The organism is Brevundimonas sp. UBA7838 (assembly GCF_002500885.1).
Taxonomy (GTDB): Bacteria; Pseudomonadota; Alphaproteobacteria; order Caulobacterales; family Caulobacteraceae; genus Brevundimonas; species Brevundimonas vesicularis_C.
Genome location: NZ_DLTK01000134.1, coordinates 34,313 through 48,699, shown reverse-complemented (window position 1 = coordinate 48,699; position 14,387 = coordinate 34,313). Strand labels below are relative to the sequence as shown.

Genomic DNA, 14,387 nt, shown 5'->3' with positions numbered 1-14,387 from the left:
CGAACTGCGCACGCCCCTGAACGGGGTTCTGGGCATGGCCGAGATCATCGGGGCCGATCTGGTGACGCCGCAGCAGCGCGAGCGACTGGAAATCCTGAAGGCGTCGGGGCGTCAGCAACTGAGGCTGGTCGAGGAGCTGCTAGACGTGGTGCGGCTGCGCGACGGGGCCGTGGCGCTGGAAACCCGACCGTTCCGGCCCGACAACCTGCTGCAGCGGGTCGCCAACGACTTCCGGGGCGCGGCCGAGGCCAAGGGGCTGAAGATTTCGGTCGAGGCGGCCGAAGGCGAGTGGCTGGGCGACCCGGTTCATGTCGAAAAGCTGATGGCGGCGCTGACGGACAATGCGGTGCGGTTCACACGCACCGGCGGCGTGATGCTGCGCGCCGTTGCGGGCGCGGGCCTGGCCTTGGAGGTCGAGGACACCGGGCCGGGCATGGAGCCGGCGGAGGCCGCGCGCCTGTTCGAGGCCTTCACCCAGGGCGATGAAAGCGCGACGCGCACGGCCGAAGGGCTGGGACTGGGATTGACGGCGGCGCACGGTCTGGCGGCCCTGATGGGCGGCAAGATCGAGATCGTCACCGCGCCCGGCGCCGGAAGCACCTTCCGCGTCGTCCTGCCGTTGAAGGCGGTCGCCTAGGCCGTCAGCAGGCGCGGCAGTTTGAAGGTGACCGTTTCGCGCGCGCCGTCGTCTTCGGTCACCGTGGCGTCGAAGCGCGCACGGATGGCGTCGACCAAGGCCTCGATCAACGGTTCGGGCGCGGAGGCGCCGGCGGTGACGCCGACGGTGTTCACGCCGTCGAACCAGGACCAGTCCACCTGGGACGCATCGTCCACCAGATAGGCGGCCGGGGCCCCGGCGTGCATCGCGACCTCGACCAGGCGCACGGAATTGGACGAGTTCTTGGATCCGACGACCAGCACGAGGTCGCAGCCCTCGCCCAACGCCTTGACGGCGTCCTGGCGATTGGTCGTAGCGTAGCAGATGTCTTCCTTGTGCGGATCGGGCAGTTCGGGGAAGCGGCGCTTCAGCACCTTCAGGATGCCCGCCGTGTCGTCTACCGACAGGGTTGTCTGGGTGGCGTAGGCCAGGGGCGCGTCGCCGGGGCGTTCGAACGATTCGGCGTCGGCCTCTGTCTCGACCAGGGTGATGGCGCCGGGCGGCAACTGGCCCAGGGTGCCGACGACCTCGGGGTGGCCTGCGTGGCCGATCAGGATGATGTGGCGGCCGGCCGCATGATGACGCTCGGCCTCGACGTGGACCTTGGACACCAGGGGGCAGGTCGCGTCCAGGAAGACCAGTTCGCGCGCCCGCGCCGTCGCCGGCACGGACTTGGGCACCCCGTGGGCCGAGAAGACAACCGGCCGGTCGTCAGGGCATTCGTCCAGTTCCTTGACGAAGACGGCGCCCATGGCCTTCAGGCGCTCGACCACATGTTTGTTGTGGACGATCTCGTGGCGCACATAGACGGGGGCGCCGAACTTTTCGATCGCGCGCTCGACGATCTGGATCGCGCGATCGACCCCGGCGCAAAAGCCCCGTGGGGTGGCCAACCTCACCGCGATGGGGCGAAGCGGAGCGTTGGGGACAGGAACATGCGCATTCATGGCGGCGAACCTAGTCGTTTGCGGCGCTGACCGCCATCGGAGCCGATGGGCGGATGCGACGGATTCTGTCGGCCGCAGCAGCGGCGCATCGTCACGGCGGGCAGGCGCGAATGGAAAGTCGATATTCTACAATGTCTTAGGCTATGATCACGACGCCTTGACCTGTAGGCCGCTCACGATTAGTTTCCGCGCCGAATTCAGACCCGTCCGGACGCACTGTCTGGACGCCGAACGCACAGGTCCTATCCCCCATGTCGGAATCGCGCGAAGAGGCGATCAAACGCCTCCAAGACAGCGCATCCGCATTGGAGGCGCGGACCACGGCGGAGAAATCCGCCGAATTGACCGGCCATCAGGTGTCGGGTCAGGCCTACAAGATCATCGCCGAGCTTCTCGGCGGCGTCTTCGTGGGACTGGCGTTCGGAGCGATCGCAGACTGGGCCCTCGGGACCCGTCCGTGGGGTTTGATCGGCGGGGTCCTTCTGGGCTTCGCCTTGTCGATTTACATGGCGCGTCGCACAGCCAACCGGCTGATGGCGCAGGCCAAGGCGCAAGGGACGACGGCTCCGGCCGAGCCCTACGTCGAGGCCGACGAAGACGGGGAACGATAGGGCTTCATGGCCGATCCGATTCATCAGTTTGCGATTCAGAAGGTCGTCGACCTTGGCGACGTCACCCTGCCTGTGCTGGGGACGGTCGATCTGGCGATCACCAACTCGCACATCGCCATGACGGTCGCCTTCGTGCTGATCGTCGGCTTCCTGGCCGCCGTAACCGCGAACGCCCAGGTCGTGCCCGGCCGGCTGCAAGCCGCCGGCGAGGGCCTATTCGGCCTGATCGACAATCTGGCCGATTCCATCATCGGTCACGAAGGCCGCAAGTATTTCCCGTTCATCTTCACCCTGTTCATCCTGATCCTGGGCATGAACATTCTGGGTCTGTTCCTGACCTTCACGGCGACCTCGCAGCTGGCCATCACCGCCACCTTCGCCCTGATCACCTTCGGTCTGGTGCTGGTCGTCGGCTTCGCCAAGAACGGTCTGGGCTTCTTCAAGCTGTTCTGGCCGATGGGCGCGCCGCTGGCGCTGCGCCCGGTGGTCGGCCTGATCGAGTTCGTGTCCTTCCTGCTTCGCCCGGTCACCCTGGCGCTGCGTCTGTTCGGCAACATGCTGGGCGGTCACGTCGCGCTGAAGATCTTCGCCGGCTTCGTCGTGTCGCTGGGCCTTCTGGGCCTGGGCGGCGGCATCGGTCTGCTGGCCTTCCCGGTCGCGGCCCTGTCGCTGGGCATGGTCGTCGCCCTGACCGCTCTGGAGTTCCTGGTGGCCTTCCTCCAGGCCTTCGTCTTCGCCGTTCTGGCCTGCATCTATCTGAACGATGTGGTCAACCTGGACCACGCCCACTAACGGGCCGGACCAGTCTCTTCACCCCAACCACCAACGACTTTAATCTAGGAATACAATCATGGACGCTGAAGCCGCGAAGTACATCGGCGCTGGTCTCGCCACCCTGGGCATGATCGGTTCGGCCCTGGGCGTGGGCAACATCTTCGGCAACTTCCTTGCCGGCGCCCTGCGCAACCCGTCGGCCGCCGCCGGCCAAGTCGGCAACCTGTTCGTCGGCGCCGCTCTGGCTGAAGCCCTGGGCATCCTGGCCTTCGTGCTCGGCATCCTGATGATCTTCGGCTGATATCAGTCGATCACGGCGCGCGGGGTTCGCCCGCGCGCCGCTTCATCTGATCCTGCAGTAGACGGTTCATGGCCAGCACCCACACCATCGACGCGGTCCCGCCTTCGGTCGAAGCGGACCTGCACGCCGAGACGGCGACCACCGCCGAGCACGGCTCGGGCGGCCTGCCGCAATTCCAGTTCGAACACTGGGCGGGCCAGATCGGCTATCTGCTGATCCTGTTCGTCATTCTGTATGTTCTGGTTTCCAAGGTCTTCGCCCCACGCCTTCGCAAGGTGATGGACGAACGGGCCGACACCATTTCCACCGCCGTCGCGACCGCGCGCCAGGTTCAGGCCGAAGCCGCCGAACAGGCCGCTCAGGCTCAGGCCGAAGTCGCCAAGGCTCGCGCTGACGCCCGCGCCACGGCCGAGGCCGCCAAGGCCCGCGTGACCGAAGAAGCGAACGCGCGTCAGGCCGCCGAAGAAGCCGTGGTCAACGCCCGCATCGCCGAGGCGGAAGCCTCGATAGGCAAGACGCGCGACGCCGCCATGGCCAATGTCTCCACCATCGCCTCCGACACGACCGCCGCCATGGTCGAACGTCTGACCGGCAAGGCCGCGACCGCCGCCGAGCTGGCCGCCGTCAAGGGAGTCGCCTGATGAACCTGATCTTCGAACACGGCATCTGGAGCTTCGCCAATGCGGAGATCTGGGTCGGCATCGGCCTGATCATCTTCTTCGGCATCCTGGTCGCCGCCGGCGTGCCCAAGATGGCCGGCAAGGCGCTGGACGCCAAGGCCGTCAAGATCCAGGCCGACCTGGACGAGGCCGCGCGCCTGCGCGCCGAGGCCGAAGCCCTGCTGGCCCAGATCCGCAAGGAGAAGGCCGAGGCTGAAGCTCAAGCCGCCGAGATGATGGCTCAGGCCGAGGCCGACGCCCGTCGCCTGGAAGTCGAGACCAAGGCCAAGCTGGAAGAAACCCTGGCCCGTCGTCAGAAGATGGCCGAAACCCGCATCGCCCAAGCCGAAGCCCAGGCCTCGGCCGAGGTGAAGGCCGCCGCCGCCGATCTGGCCGCCAAGTCGGCGGAACAGGTTCTGGCCGCCCGCGTCGCCAGCGGCGCCAAGGATCCGCTGCTCGACAGCGCCATCGCCCAAATCGGCGATCGCCTGAACTGATCAGGGCTGATCCTGAATGAAGCAAGGCCCCCGACGTCGCCGTCGGGGGCCTTTTTTCTTTGGACATCAAGCCGTGATCAGTGGGCGTGGGCGCCGCCGATGATGGTTGCGCCCATTCGCTTGTCGCGCGCCACCAGCCGAGCATAGACGTTGCCCAGCACGATGCCGAAGACCGCGTGGGTGATCAGCAGCCAGGCGAAGGTGCCGAAGCCCGCGCCGGCCGTGAAGGTGCGGTAGTTCCCGAACATCACGATGGCGGCCATCATGATGATCCAGGCGCCGACGGCGAAGACGATGCCCTTGGTCTCGGGCGTGTCCGTCGGCAGGCGGGGACACAGGACGGCGAACAGCGGCCCCAGGATGAAGACGCCGCTGATGACATGGACCACCCAGCCGACGGCCAGATTGCCGGGCATTCCGATCATGCTGGCGATGACCCCCTGGAAGGGATCAAACCAGTTCAGGAACATATTGGGTATTTCGAGCAGTGAGACGGCCACGGTCGCCGCAACGCCGGCGATCAGACCTTTTTGTACGCGTGACATCATGACCTTAGCGCCTCCCAACGCCTAAGTGGTTCTCTGATAACGCGCAGACAGGATACGCCTGACTTGAGAGAGCGGTGTTCACGATCCTGTGGTTAGCGGTTGCAGCAACGCAACCGCGAAATCAGGCGCTAACTAGCTGAAGAGTTTGCGGAAATAGCGCCGAACGCTCTTGCGGCCGCGCGAGAGGCGACGGCTGGACCGCTTGGTAACGATCTTTTCGGCCCGCAGCGCCTGTTGCCAGAAGACCGGTGCGAACTCGGGCTTCTTCCGCATCAGGCGACGGAAGGGATAGACCCATTTCGGCCGCGCATATTGGGCGCGAATGAACTGGCGTTTGGCCCAGAACGAGCTTTTCAGAATCAGCATCAGGCCGACGGCGATGACGGGAATGCCGCCCGGGCCGGGCAGGGGGGCGATCAGAATGCCCAGCAGCACGACGAACAGACCGCCGATCATCAGCGCCCAGCGCTTGACGACCCGCAGCGTCGAGGCTCGCGGCTTGTCTGGGCGGACGAAGGGAACGGGGAGTGAGGTCACGAATACGCCGGATGGGGAGGAGGATCGTCATGACAACGATCGCCACGGACGCGCGATCCCTCGTCGGGAAAGGAAAAGGCGACCGTGACGACCTTGCCACAAGACCTCTTAACGCCCTGCGTCCATGGCGGATGGATGTCCGGCGGGTGAAGCTTTGGTCATGAAGTGACGATCGCTGCGCGCCGTGGCGCTGCGGACACGCCCCGCGCCGTCAGCCGTAGGTCATGCCCGTCAGACGCTCTGATTCCGTCCAGAGACGCTTGGCCACATCGACGTCCCTGGCCTGGCGCTTGATCACCGCAACGCCGGGCGGCCCCTTCATCTCCTGAAAGCCGGTAGGGCCGTAATAGCCGCCGGGCGTCGGGTCCGGCAGGGTCGCGGCCATCAGGATCGGCAGGGCGCCGTCCGCGGCCGAATGGCTGAGCACGGCCTCCAGCAACCGGGCGCCGCGCGCGAACAGGCCGGGCTTGCCGGCATGGCCGTTGGCGATCAGGTCGGTGCGGGCGAAGCCGGGATGGGCCGCCACGCTGGTCAGGCCCCAGCCGTGCGCGTCGCTGCGGCGCTGAAGCTCCAAGGCGAACATCAGCATGGCCAGCTTGGACTGCTGATAGACCGGCCAGGGGCTGTAGTGGGTCTGATAGTTGAGGTCGTCCAGACGGATATGGCCGCTGCGGTGGGCGACGCTGGACAGTTGGACCACGCGGGCGTTCGCGGCCGTGAGCAAGGGCAGCAGGCGACCGACCAGGGCGAAGTGGGACAGGTAGTTGGTCCCGAACTGCATCTCGAACCCGTCGACGGTCGTCTGGCGCGTCGGCAGGGCCATGACGCCCGCATTGTCGATCAGGATGTCGATGGGGCGTCCCGTCGCCAGATACCGCTCGGCGAAGGCCCGGACGGAGGCCAGGCTGGCGAGGTCCAGCAGTTCGAACCGCACGGCCGCATCCGGATGACGAGACCGGATCAGCCGTTCGGCCTCGGCCCCCTTGGCGGGATTGCGGGCCGCCAGCACGACCTCCGCGCCCTTGCCGGCCAGCACCAGGGCGGTTTCTAGCCCCAGCCCGCCGGTCGCGCCGGTGACGATGGCCAGTCGGCCGGAAAGGTCGGGGATGTCGTTCGTCGTCCAAGTCATGGCCATGACCTAGCGATGGATCAGCCCCGCGTCAGCCCCTTCCCGCAGGAAGGGGCGACTAAGGGGTCAGGCCGCCTTGTTGGAGCCTTCCGGCGCGGTCCAGCGCAGAACCGGCGAACGGGCGGCGCGGGTTTCGTCCAGGCGCTTCAGCGGCGCATGGAAGGGCGCGCCCTTGAAGCGATCCACGTCGCCCGCCTTGGCGGCTTCGGCCAGCAGGCGCATGGCGTGGATGAAGCGGTCCAGCTCCGCCTTGGATTCGGTTTCCGTCGGCTCGATCAGCATGGCGCCGTGGACGACCAGAGGGAAATACATGGTCATCGGGTGGAAGCCCTCGTCGATCATCGCCTTGGCGAAGTCGAGCGTGGTGATGTCCGTGCCCTTCAGCCATTCGTCGTCGAACAGGGCCTCGTGCATGCAGGGGCCGTCGGGGAAGGCGGCCGACATCAAATCACCGAGCCGGGCCTTGATGTAGTTGGCGTTCAGTACGGCGTCCTCGGCGACCTGACGCAGGCCGTCGGCGCCGTGCGACATCATGTAGGACAGGGCGCGGGTGTACATGCCCATCTGGCCCTGGAAGGCGCACAGACGGCCGAAGGCTTGCTCGGCCTCGTCCTCTTCGCGCTCGATCAGGCGATAGCCACCGTCGTCATGCACGACCCAGGGGGCGGGGGCGAAGGGCGCCAGGGCTTCGGACAGCACGACCGGACCCGCGCCCGGACCGCCGCCGCCATGGGGCGTCGAGAAGGTCTTGTGCAGGTTGATGTGCATCGCATCGACGCCGAGGTCGCCCGGACGAACCCGGCCGACGATGGCGTTGAAGTTGGCGCCGTCGCAGTAGAAGTAGGCGCCGGCCTCATGCGTCAGGCGGCTGATCTCCAGAATGTCGCGCTCGAACAGGCCGCAGGTGTTGGGGTTGGTCACCATGATGGCGGCGACGTCGTCACCCAGCTTCGACGCCAGGTCGGCGACGTCCACGCGGCCGTCCTCGGTCTGGGCCACTTCGACCACCGAATAGCCGACGAAGGCGGCAGTGGCGGGGTTGGTGCCGTGGGCGCTGGTGGGAACCAGAACCTTGCGCCGCTTCTCATGCTGGCCCGAGGCCTCGTGGGCGGCGCGGATGGCCATCAGGCCGCACAGTTCGCCGTGGGCGCCGGCCTTGGGCGACAGAGCGACGGCGGGCATACCGGTCAGGGTCTTCAGCCAATGGGCCAGGGTGTCCATCAGCTCCAGCGCGCCCTGAACCGTCGAGATCGGCTGCAACGGGTGGATGTCGGAGAAGCCGGGCAGGCGGGCCATCTTCTCGTTCAGGCGTGGGTTATGCTTCATCGTGCACGATCCCAGCGGATAGATGGCCAGGTCGATGGCGTGGTTCTTCTGGCTCAGACGCACATAGTGGCGCATGGTTTCCGGCTCGGACAGGCCGGGCAGGCCGATCGGATCCTTGCGGACGAGGTCGCCCAGGTCAGAGCCGTTCGTCTTGGGTTCCGGCAGATCGACGCCGGTCTTGCCCCAGCCGTCCCCCTCGAAGATCAGGGCTTCGTTCTGCAACAGGCCGCGGCCGCCGGTCAGGGTGGCGGGCTTGGTCTGGACCTGGTTCGGGGCGGTCGGGCGGCCGACGGTGTTCATGGTGCTCATGGTCAGTATCCCTTACGCGCCGAGGACTTTGGAGAGCGACTTGGCGAGGATCTGGATGTCGGCATCCAGGGTCGTCTCGGTCGCGGCGACCAGCAGGACATCGTCCATGCCGGCGTCGGGGGCCAGGCGGCTGTAGGGCACGCCAGCCAGGACGTGATGGGCGGCCAACTGATCCACGACCTCGGCCGCGTTCTTGGGCAGGCGCACCGCGAACTCGTTGAAGAAGCGGTCGGTCAGGATTTCGACGCCCGGAATGGCGGCCAGGGCGTCACGCGTGGCGACGGCCTTTTCGTGGTTCAGCAGGGCCAGCTTGCGCAGGCCCGTCTCGCCCAGCAGGCTCATGTGGATGGTGAAGGCCAGGGTGCACAGGCCCGAGTTGGTGCAGATGTTCGAGGTCGCCTTGTCTCGGCGGATGTGCTGCTCGCGCGTGGACAGCGTCAGGACGAAGCCGCGCTCGCCGTCGGCGTCCACAGTCTCGCCGGTCAAGCGGCCGGGCATCTGGCGGATCAGCTTCTCGCGCGTGGCGAACAGGCCGACATAGGGGCCGCCGAAGTTCAGGGCGTTGCCGATCGACTGGCCTTCGGCCGCGACGATGTCGGCGCCCATCTCGCCGGGCGACTTCAACAGGCCCATCGACACGGCCTCGGTGACCACAACGATCAGCAGGGCGCCGGCGGCGTGGGCGGCCTCGGCGATCTTGGTCACGTCGGTGGCCGTGCCGAAGACATTGGGGGTCTGGACGACGACGCAGGCGGTGTCGGGACCGATCTGGTCGATCACGGCGGCCTCGGCGTCCACGGCGGCGGGCAGGGCCAGGGTTTCGACGCCGACGGCGTGAACCACGGTCTCGGTCGCCTTGATGTAGTGCGGGTGCACGCCGCCCGAGATCACCGCCTTGTTGCGGCGGGTCACGCGGGTCGCCATCAGCACGCCCTCGGCCATGGCGGTCGAACCGTCGTACAGGCTGGCGTTGGCGACCGGCATGCCGGTCAGGTTCGCGACCTGGGTCTGGAACTCGTACAGGTACTGCAGCGTGCCCTGCGCAATTTCCGGCTGGTAGGGGGTGTAGCTGGTCAGGAACTCCGAGCGCTGGATCACGTGGTCCACCGTCGCCGGGACGTGGTGCTTGTAGGCGCCTGCGCCGCAGAAGAAGGGCACAGCGCCGGCCGTGGCGTTCTTGGCCGCCATGGCGGACAGGGCGCGCTCGACCTCCAACTCACCCGCGACGCGCGGCAGATCGACGGGGCCGTCCAGACGGGCGGCCTGGGGCACGTCCACGAACAGATCGTCGATGGATTTCGCGCCGATGGCGGCGAGCATCGCCGTGCGGTCGTCGGGCGTCAGGGGGAGGTAACGCATATCCGGTTCCTTGCATCCGTCATCCTCGGGCTTGACCCGAGGACCAGATGTTGTGCGGCTCGTGCGTCGAAGGCTTCGCACGAGTGGTTGATCGTCCGGCCCTCGGGTCAAGCCCGAGGGTGACTGAGCTTAAATTTAGAGGGTTTTCAGGAAATCGTCGTAGGCCGCCTGGTCCATCAGAGCGTCCAGTTGCGAGGCGTCCGAAACCTTGATCTTGGCGAACCAACCGTCGGCCTCGGCTGCCGAGTTAACGGTTTCCGGGGCGGTCGACAGGGCGTCGTTCGCCTCGACCACTTCGCCCGAGACGGGGGCGTAGACGTCCGACGCCGCCTTGACGCTCTCGACCACGGCGAAGCTGTCGCCCTTCGAGACGGTCTTGCCGACTTCAGGCACTTCGACGAACACCACGTCGCCCAGGGCGTCGGCGGCGTGTTTGGAGATGCCGACGGTGGCGATGTCGCCGTCAAGGCTGACCCACTCGTGATCCTTAGTGAACTTCATGGTCTGATCTCTCAGGCTTTGGGTTTGCGGTAATAGCGTTGGGCCACGAAGGGCATGGCGACGACTTCGGCGGCGGCGGTCTTGCCGCGCACGATGACCTTCAGCTCCGTGCCCAAGGCGGCATGGGCCGGCGGGACGTAGCCCATGGCGATATTCTTGCCCAAGGTGGGGGAGGGGCCGCCAGAGGTGACCTTGCCGATCACGGCGCCGTCGGCGTCGGCGATCTCGGCGCCTTCACGGGCCGGGGCGCCTTCCTTGACGATCAGACCGACGCGAACGCGCGAGGGGCCGTCGGACAGTTCCTTGAGGATACGGTCTGCGCCGGCGAAATCGGCGCGTTCTTTGCGCGACTTGGAGAGGGCGAAGGTCAGGGCGCCTTCGACCGGCGAGGTCGTCGGGTCGATGTCGTGGCCGTGCAGCGGCAGGCCGGCTTCCAGACGCAGGCTGTCGCGGGCGCCCAGGCCGATCGGCTTGACGCGGTCGTCTTCCAGGATCGTGTTCCAGATGCGCTCGGCCTGGTCCGCCGGGACCGAAATCTCATAGCCGTCTTCGCCGGTGTAGCCCGAGCGCGAGACGTAGCAGTCGGCGCCGAACAGCATCAGACGGGCGCATTCCATGAAGCCCATTTCGGCCAGGATCGGCTCGTGCGCGGCCATGACCTCGGCGGCTTCCGGCCCCTGGATGGCGATCAGCGCGCGGTCCAGCACCGTCAGCTTGGCGTCGCTTTCGAGGTTGGCTTCCCAGAAGGCGAAGTCCTCGTCCTTGTTGCCGGCGTTGACGACGACGAACAGGCCGTCGTGATCCGGCCGGCCGGCCATCAGGTCGTCGATGATGCCGCCGTCGCCGTTCAGCAGGAGGGAATATTTCTGTTTGCCGGCCTTCAGGATCGCATAGTCGCCGGGCACGAACCGCTCGAACTGGGCGGTCGCGTCCTCGCCGGTGATCTTGCACTGGCCCATATGGGAGACGTCGAACAGACCGGCGTGTTCCCGCGTCCAGCGGTGCTCGGCCAGAACGCCTTCGTACTGGACCGGCATGTCATAGCCGCCGAAGCCCACCATACGGGCGCCCAGCGCGCGATGCGCCGCGTTCAGGGGCGTGGTCTTCAGGGTCTGGTCGGTCATGGTTCAGGCTTTCACGGTCGCGTGTTGTGGCGGAGCTCCGCCGTCCTCGCGCCCCCGCTGTCCTGAAGCCTGAGAGATTCCGGCGACCAAATCATGTCGCCTTGCTCCGTCGGCGCGCCCGAATGGGCGACTTTCCAGCGTCCGTATGCTTCGCGGTCCTTTTGCCTGAGCGTTTCCGGGGCGGTTGCGCCTTCGGCGTCGAACCCTGTTTCCAGCGCCCGATCTCTCCCGCGAGAGCGTGCGACCTAAGGCATCGACTCAAGCGCCAAGTCAAGCGGGCCGGGAACAAGGATGCGTGCGGCGGGTTGTCGTTGCGGACCTCGAAACCAGACCCAGGAATGTGAAAATGTCCATTATAGACAAGCTGTTCGGCGAAAACGACAAGCCGCGCGACACCCCCGCCAAGGCCGACGGCCCGATGCAGAAGGTGCTGGACGAACTGGCGTCCCTCGGCGGCAAGCCGATCGAGACCCTGTCGCCCGAGGAAGCTCGCCAGCAACCGACCCCGACTGACGCGGTGAAATCGCTGCTGCGCAAGGACGGCAAGGACCCCAGCGACGACATGGGCGTCAAGACCAGCGACATCACCATCCCAGGCGCCGCCGGCCCGATCCAGGCGCGCATCTACAAGCCGCACGACCATTCCGAAGACAAGCTGCACCCGGTCGTCGTCTATTTCCACGGCGGCGGCTTCGTGATCGCGGATCTGGACGTCTATGACGGCGGCCCGCGCGGTGTCTCCAAGATGGCCGATGTGATCGTGGTCTCGGTCCATTATCGCCAGGCTCCGGAACACCATTTCCCCGCCGCCCACGACGACGCCTTGGCCGCTTATCGCTGGGTGCTGGAGAATGCGCAGACCTTCCGCGGCGACCCGCAGAAGGTGGCCGTGATGGGCGAAAGCGCAGGCGGCAACCTGGCTATCGGCGTGTCAATGATGGCGCGCGACGCCGGCCTGCCGGCGCCCAGACATCAGGTGCTGGTCTATCCGGTCGCCGGCGTGGACATGGACAATGAGTCCTACGTCGAGAACGCCGACGCCAAGCCGCTGAACAGGCCGATGATGAAGTGGTTCGTGAAACACATTTTCGCCAACGAGGCCGACGCGCAAGACCCGCGCATCAACATCGTCGAGAAGGCGAACCTGTCGGGCCTGCCCTCGACGACGGTGATCTGCGCCGAGATCGATCCGCTGCGCACTGAGGGCGAGCTGTTGGCCGAGAAGCTGGAGCAGGCGGGCGTCGATGTGCGTCACAAGACTTTCAACGGCTCGACGCATGAGTTCTTCGGCATGGCGGCGGTCGTGCCAGATGCGGCGGCGGCCCAGACCTTCGCCGCCCACGAACTGAAACGGGCGTTCGGTACGGCGATCCTGCCGATCTGAGCGACAACGCCGAAGGATAAGGAAACGCCCCGGTTTCGCCGGGGCGTTTTCGTTGTCGCCTCGCCCTGCCGCCTTGCTCTGGGGCCTGTCCCCGGCCAAAACGGCGCAACGCCCAGAACCGGACCGACCGCATGACCCGCACACGCCTTGACGCCCATATCGCCGCCCTGGACGTGCCCGAGGGGCTGAAGACGGTTCTGACCGTGGTCGCCGCCACCTGCGCGGACATCAGCAAGGTCGTTGCGGGCGGGGCGCTGGCCGGGGCGCTGGGCGCATCGGGTCAGATCAATGTGCAGGACGAGGAGCAGAAGAAGCTCGACGTCATGACCAACGACATGCTGACCGAGGCCCTGCTGGCCAGCCCGGCCGTCGCCGGCGTCGCGTCGGAAGAGATGGACGAGGTCCAGCCGGCCTCCAATCCGGCCGGCGACTATCTGGTGCTGTTCGACCCGCTGGACGGCTCGTCCAACATCGACATCAACGCCCCCGTCGGCACCATCGTCTCGGTGCTGAAGTCCGCGACCGCGACCCCGACCGAGGCCGATTTCATGCAGCCCGGCCGCCATCAGGTCGCCGCCCTCTACGCCGTCTATGGACCGCAAACCATGCTGGTGCTGACGACCGGCGCGGGCGTGAAGGGGTTCACCCTGTCGAACGACGGCGACTGGATCCTGACCCACGACGAGATCGCCATTTCGCCGGACACCAAGGAGTTCGCCATCAACATGTCGAACCTGCGCCACTGGGCCGAGCCGGTGCAGACCTATGTCGGCGACCTACTGAAGGGCGAAGAGGGGCCTCGGGCCAAGAACTTCAACATGCGCTGGGTCGCGGCCATGGTCGCGGATGTTCACCGCATCCTGATGCGCGGCGGGGTCTTCCTTTATCCTTGGGACCGGCGCGAGCCGAACAAGCCGGGCAAGCTGCGTCTGATGTACGAAGGCAACCCCATGGCCTTCCTGGTCGAGCAGGCCGGCGGCAAGGCGACGACGGATGGTCGCCAGGCCATTCTGGACGTGCAGCCCGAGCACCTGCACCAGCGCATCCCCGTCGCGCTCGGCTCGGCCAACGAGATCGACGCCTACGCAGGCGTCTGATGAGCGACGCCCTTCTGGTCATCGATCCGCAGAACGACTTCTGCGAAGGCGGCCGTCTGGCGGTGGCGGGCGGCGCGGGGATCATGCCGCTGATCAACCGGCTGGCGGATCGGTTCGACCGGGTGATCGTGACCCAGGACTGGCATACGCCGGACCAGATTTGTTTCGCCTCCAACCACCCCGGCACGGCGCCCTTTACCGAGATCGAGGTGGCCTACGGTCGCCAGATGCTGTGGCCGGATCATTGTCTTCAGGGCACGCCCGGCGCCGACTTTCATCACGACGTGTCACCGACAGTCGAGAAGGCCATGGCCGTGATCCGCAAGGGCTATAATCCGGCCGTCGACAGCTATTCCGGCTTTTTCGAGAACGATCACCGCACCCCGACGGGCCTGGCCGGCCTGTTGCGTGAACTGGGCGTGACGCGCGTTTTTCTGTGCGGTCTGGCCTTCGACTACTGCGTCCGTTTCACGGCCGAAGACGCGGTTCGCGAGGGTTTCGAAGCCGTGGTGATCGCTGACGCCAGCCGGGCCATCGCGCCGCAAACCGAGGCGGTGGCCCAAGACAGTTTCCGGGCCTTGGGCGTGGCGGAGATCGCGGCGGCGTCCCTGCTGAGCTAGGTGTGG

17 protein-coding genes and 2 riboswitches are annotated in these 14,387 nt (G+C 66.6%); of the genes, 9 read left to right on the top strand and 8 right to left on the bottom strand.

Going from position 1 to position 14,387, the window contains the following annotated elements; translation table 11 throughout:
- Positions 1 to 637: sensor histidine kinase (locus B3T77_RS14645; RefSeq protein WP_292080561.1), on the top strand; the 637-nt coding region annotated here is incomplete at its 5' end.
- On the opposite strand, the gene ispH is transcribed toward B3T77_RS14645, so the two are convergent.
- Positions 634 to 1,605, bottom strand: a complete 972-nt coding sequence (gene ispH / locus B3T77_RS14640) for a 4-hydroxy-3-methylbut-2-enyl diphosphate reductase (RefSeq protein ID WP_292080560.1) — start codon at positions 1,603 to 1,605, stop codon at positions 634 to 636. The two genes, B3T77_RS14645 and ispH, sit on opposite strands and share 4 nt — an antisense overlap.
- Positions 1,606 to 1,856: 251 nt before the next feature.
- On the opposite strand from ispH, the gene B3T77_RS14635 reads away from it, so the two are divergent.
- The 5 genes from B3T77_RS14635 (at position 1,857) to B3T77_RS14615 (ending at position 4,447) form a co-directional block, all read left to right on the top strand.
- The gene (locus B3T77_RS14635) at positions 1,857 to 2,216 is read left to right on the top strand and encodes an AtpZ/AtpI family protein (protein ID WP_017505296.1); all 360 of its coding nucleotides are present in this window, start codon (positions 1,857 to 1,859) and stop codon (positions 2,214 to 2,216) included.
- 6 nt (positions 2,217 to 2,222) lie between these two features.
- Positions 2,223 to 3,008, top strand: a complete 786-nt coding sequence (locus B3T77_RS14630; protein WP_017505297.1) for a F0F1 ATP synthase subunit A — start codon at positions 2,223 to 2,225, stop codon at positions 3,006 to 3,008.
- Between the two features lie 58 nt (positions 3,009 to 3,066).
- Entirely contained in the window at positions 3,067 to 3,291 is a 225-nt protein-coding gene (locus B3T77_RS14625; protein WP_017505298.1) for a F0F1 ATP synthase subunit C, read from the top strand.
- Positions 3,292 to 3,359: 68 nt separating this feature from the next.
- Entirely contained in the window at positions 3,360 to 3,932 is a 573-nt protein-coding gene (locus B3T77_RS14620; protein WP_292080559.1) for a hypothetical protein, read from the top strand.
- Positions 3,932 to 4,447, top strand: a complete 516-nt coding sequence (locus B3T77_RS14615) for a F0F1 ATP synthase subunit B (RefSeq protein WP_292080558.1) — start codon at positions 3,932 to 3,934, stop codon at positions 4,445 to 4,447. Before B3T77_RS14620 ends, B3T77_RS14615 begins: the two co-directional genes overlap by 1 nt.
- Positions 4,448 to 4,524: 77 nt before the next feature.
- Here B3T77_RS14615 and B3T77_RS14610 read toward each other — a convergent pair whose 3' ends face one another.
- The 7 genes from B3T77_RS14610 to gcvT all read right to left on the bottom strand — a co-directional run bounded on the left by B3T77_RS14610 (position 4,525) and on the right by gcvT (position 11,280).
- Positions 4,525 to 4,995 carry a DUF6789 family protein gene (locus B3T77_RS14610; RefSeq protein WP_066552170.1) on the bottom strand — a complete coding sequence of 157 codons (471 nt, stop codon included), beginning with the start codon at positions 4,993 to 4,995 and terminating at the stop codon, positions 4,525 to 4,527.
- A gap of 132 nt (positions 4,996 to 5,127) precedes the next feature.
- Positions 5,128 to 5,532: a PGPGW domain-containing protein gene (locus tag B3T77_RS14605; protein ID WP_292080557.1), complete on the bottom strand. Its 405-nt coding sequence runs from the start codon at positions 5,530 to 5,532 to the stop codon at positions 5,128 to 5,130.
- Positions 5,533 to 5,743: 211 nt separating this feature from the next.
- Entirely contained in the window at positions 5,744 to 6,661 is a 918-nt protein-coding gene (locus tag B3T77_RS14600) for an SDR family oxidoreductase (protein WP_292080556.1), read from the bottom strand.
- 66 nt (positions 6,662 to 6,727) lie between these two features.
- Positions 6,728 to 8,296, bottom strand: a complete 1,569-nt coding sequence (gcvPB, locus tag B3T77_RS14595; RefSeq protein ID WP_409514543.1) for an aminomethyl-transferring glycine dehydrogenase subunit GcvPB — start codon at positions 8,294 to 8,296, stop codon at positions 6,728 to 6,730.
- A gap of 12 nt (positions 8,297 to 8,308) precedes the next feature.
- Entirely contained in the window at positions 8,309 to 9,655 is a 1,347-nt protein-coding gene (gene gcvPA / locus B3T77_RS14590; RefSeq protein WP_066552167.1) for an aminomethyl-transferring glycine dehydrogenase subunit GcvPA, read from the bottom strand.
- A gap of 135 nt (positions 9,656 to 9,790) precedes the next feature.
- Positions 9,791 to 10,156 carry a glycine cleavage system protein GcvH gene (gcvH, locus tag B3T77_RS14585; protein ID WP_271042796.1) on the bottom strand — a complete coding sequence of 122 codons (366 nt, stop codon included), beginning with the start codon at positions 10,154 to 10,156 and terminating at the stop codon, positions 9,791 to 9,793.
- An 11-nt stretch (positions 10,157 to 10,167) separates the two neighbouring features.
- Positions 10,168 to 11,280, bottom strand: coding sequence for a glycine cleavage system aminomethyltransferase GcvT (gcvT, locus tag B3T77_RS14580; protein WP_271042797.1), 1,113 nt, complete (start codon positions 11,278 to 11,280; stop codon positions 10,168 to 10,170).
- 55 nt (positions 11,281 to 11,335) lie between these two features.
- Positions 11,336 to 11,420: riboswitch (glycine riboswitch) on the bottom strand.
- Between the two features lie 3 nt (positions 11,421 to 11,423).
- Positions 11,424 to 11,521: riboswitch (glycine riboswitch) on the bottom strand.
- A 105-nt stretch (positions 11,522 to 11,626) separates the two neighbouring features.
- Between gcvT and B3T77_RS14575 the strand changes: the two genes are divergently transcribed.
- The 3 genes from B3T77_RS14575 (at position 11,627) to B3T77_RS14565 (ending at position 14,381) form a co-directional block, all read left to right on the top strand.
- Positions 11,627 to 12,664, top strand: a complete 1,038-nt coding sequence (locus tag B3T77_RS14575) for an alpha/beta hydrolase (protein WP_292080555.1) — start codon at positions 11,627 to 11,629, stop codon at positions 12,662 to 12,664.
- Between the two features lie 131 nt (positions 12,665 to 12,795).
- A complete protein-coding gene (locus tag B3T77_RS14570) occupies positions 12,796 to 13,761 on the top strand; it encodes a class 1 fructose-bisphosphatase (RefSeq protein ID WP_292080554.1) in 966 nt (321 codons plus the stop codon).
- Complete coding sequence (locus B3T77_RS14565) at positions 13,761 to 14,381, top strand: nicotinamidase (protein ID WP_292080553.1); 621 nt, start codon at positions 13,761 to 13,763, stop codon at positions 14,379 to 14,381. The genes B3T77_RS14570 and B3T77_RS14565 overlap by 1 nt, the downstream gene beginning before the upstream one ends.
- Positions 14,382 to 14,387: the final 6 nt, after the last annotated feature.

Excerpts from the sequence above, each read along its gene's own strand:
- B3T77_RS14570 (WP_292080554.1), top strand. The coding sequence starts at position 12,796 with ATGACCCGCACACGCCTTGACGCCCATATCGCCGCCCTGGACGTGCCC.
- gcvPB (WP_409514543.1), bottom strand. The coding sequence starts at position 8,296 with ATGAGCACCATGAACACCGTCGGCCGCCCGACCGCCCCGAACCAGGTC.
- B3T77_RS14610 (WP_066552170.1), bottom strand. The coding sequence starts at position 4,995 with ATGATGTCACGCGTACAAAAAGGTCTGATCGCCGGCGTTGCGGCGACC.
- B3T77_RS14600 (WP_292080556.1), bottom strand. The coding sequence starts at position 6,661 with ATGACTTGGACGACGAACGACATCCCCGACCTTTCCGGCCGACTGGCC.
- B3T77_RS14635 (WP_017505296.1), top strand. The coding sequence starts at position 1,857 with ATGTCGGAATCGCGCGAAGAGGCGATCAAACGCCTCCAAGACAGCGCA.
- gcvH (WP_271042796.1), bottom strand. The coding sequence starts at position 10,156 with ATGAAGTTCACTAAGGATCACGAGTGGGTCAGCCTTGACGGCGACATC.
- B3T77_RS14625 (WP_017505298.1), top strand. The coding sequence starts at position 3,067 with ATGGACGCTGAAGCCGCGAAGTACATCGGCGCTGGTCTCGCCACCCTG.
- B3T77_RS14565 (WP_292080553.1), top strand. The coding sequence starts at position 13,761 with ATGAGCGACGCCCTTCTGGTCATCGATCCGCAGAACGACTTCTGCGAA.
- ispH (WP_292080560.1), bottom strand. The coding sequence starts at position 1,605 with ATGAATGCGCATGTTCCTGTCCCCAACGCTCCGCTTCGCCCCATCGCG.
- gcvT (WP_271042797.1), bottom strand. The coding sequence starts at position 11,280 with ATGACCGACCAGACCCTGAAGACCACGCCCCTGAACGCGGCGCATCGC.
- B3T77_RS14620 (WP_292080559.1), top strand. The coding sequence starts at position 3,360 with ATGGCCAGCACCCACACCATCGACGCGGTCCCGCCTTCGGTCGAAGCG.
- gcvPA (WP_066552167.1), bottom strand. The coding sequence starts at position 9,655 with ATGCGTTACCTCCCCCTGACGCCCGACGACCGCACGGCGATGCTCGCC.
- B3T77_RS14615 (WP_292080558.1), top strand. The coding sequence starts at position 3,932 with ATGAACCTGATCTTCGAACACGGCATCTGGAGCTTCGCCAATGCGGAG.
- B3T77_RS14575 (WP_292080555.1), top strand. The coding sequence starts at position 11,627 with ATGTCCATTATAGACAAGCTGTTCGGCGAAAACGACAAGCCGCGCGAC.
- B3T77_RS14630 (WP_017505297.1), top strand. The coding sequence starts at position 2,223 with ATGGCCGATCCGATTCATCAGTTTGCGATTCAGAAGGTCGTCGACCTT.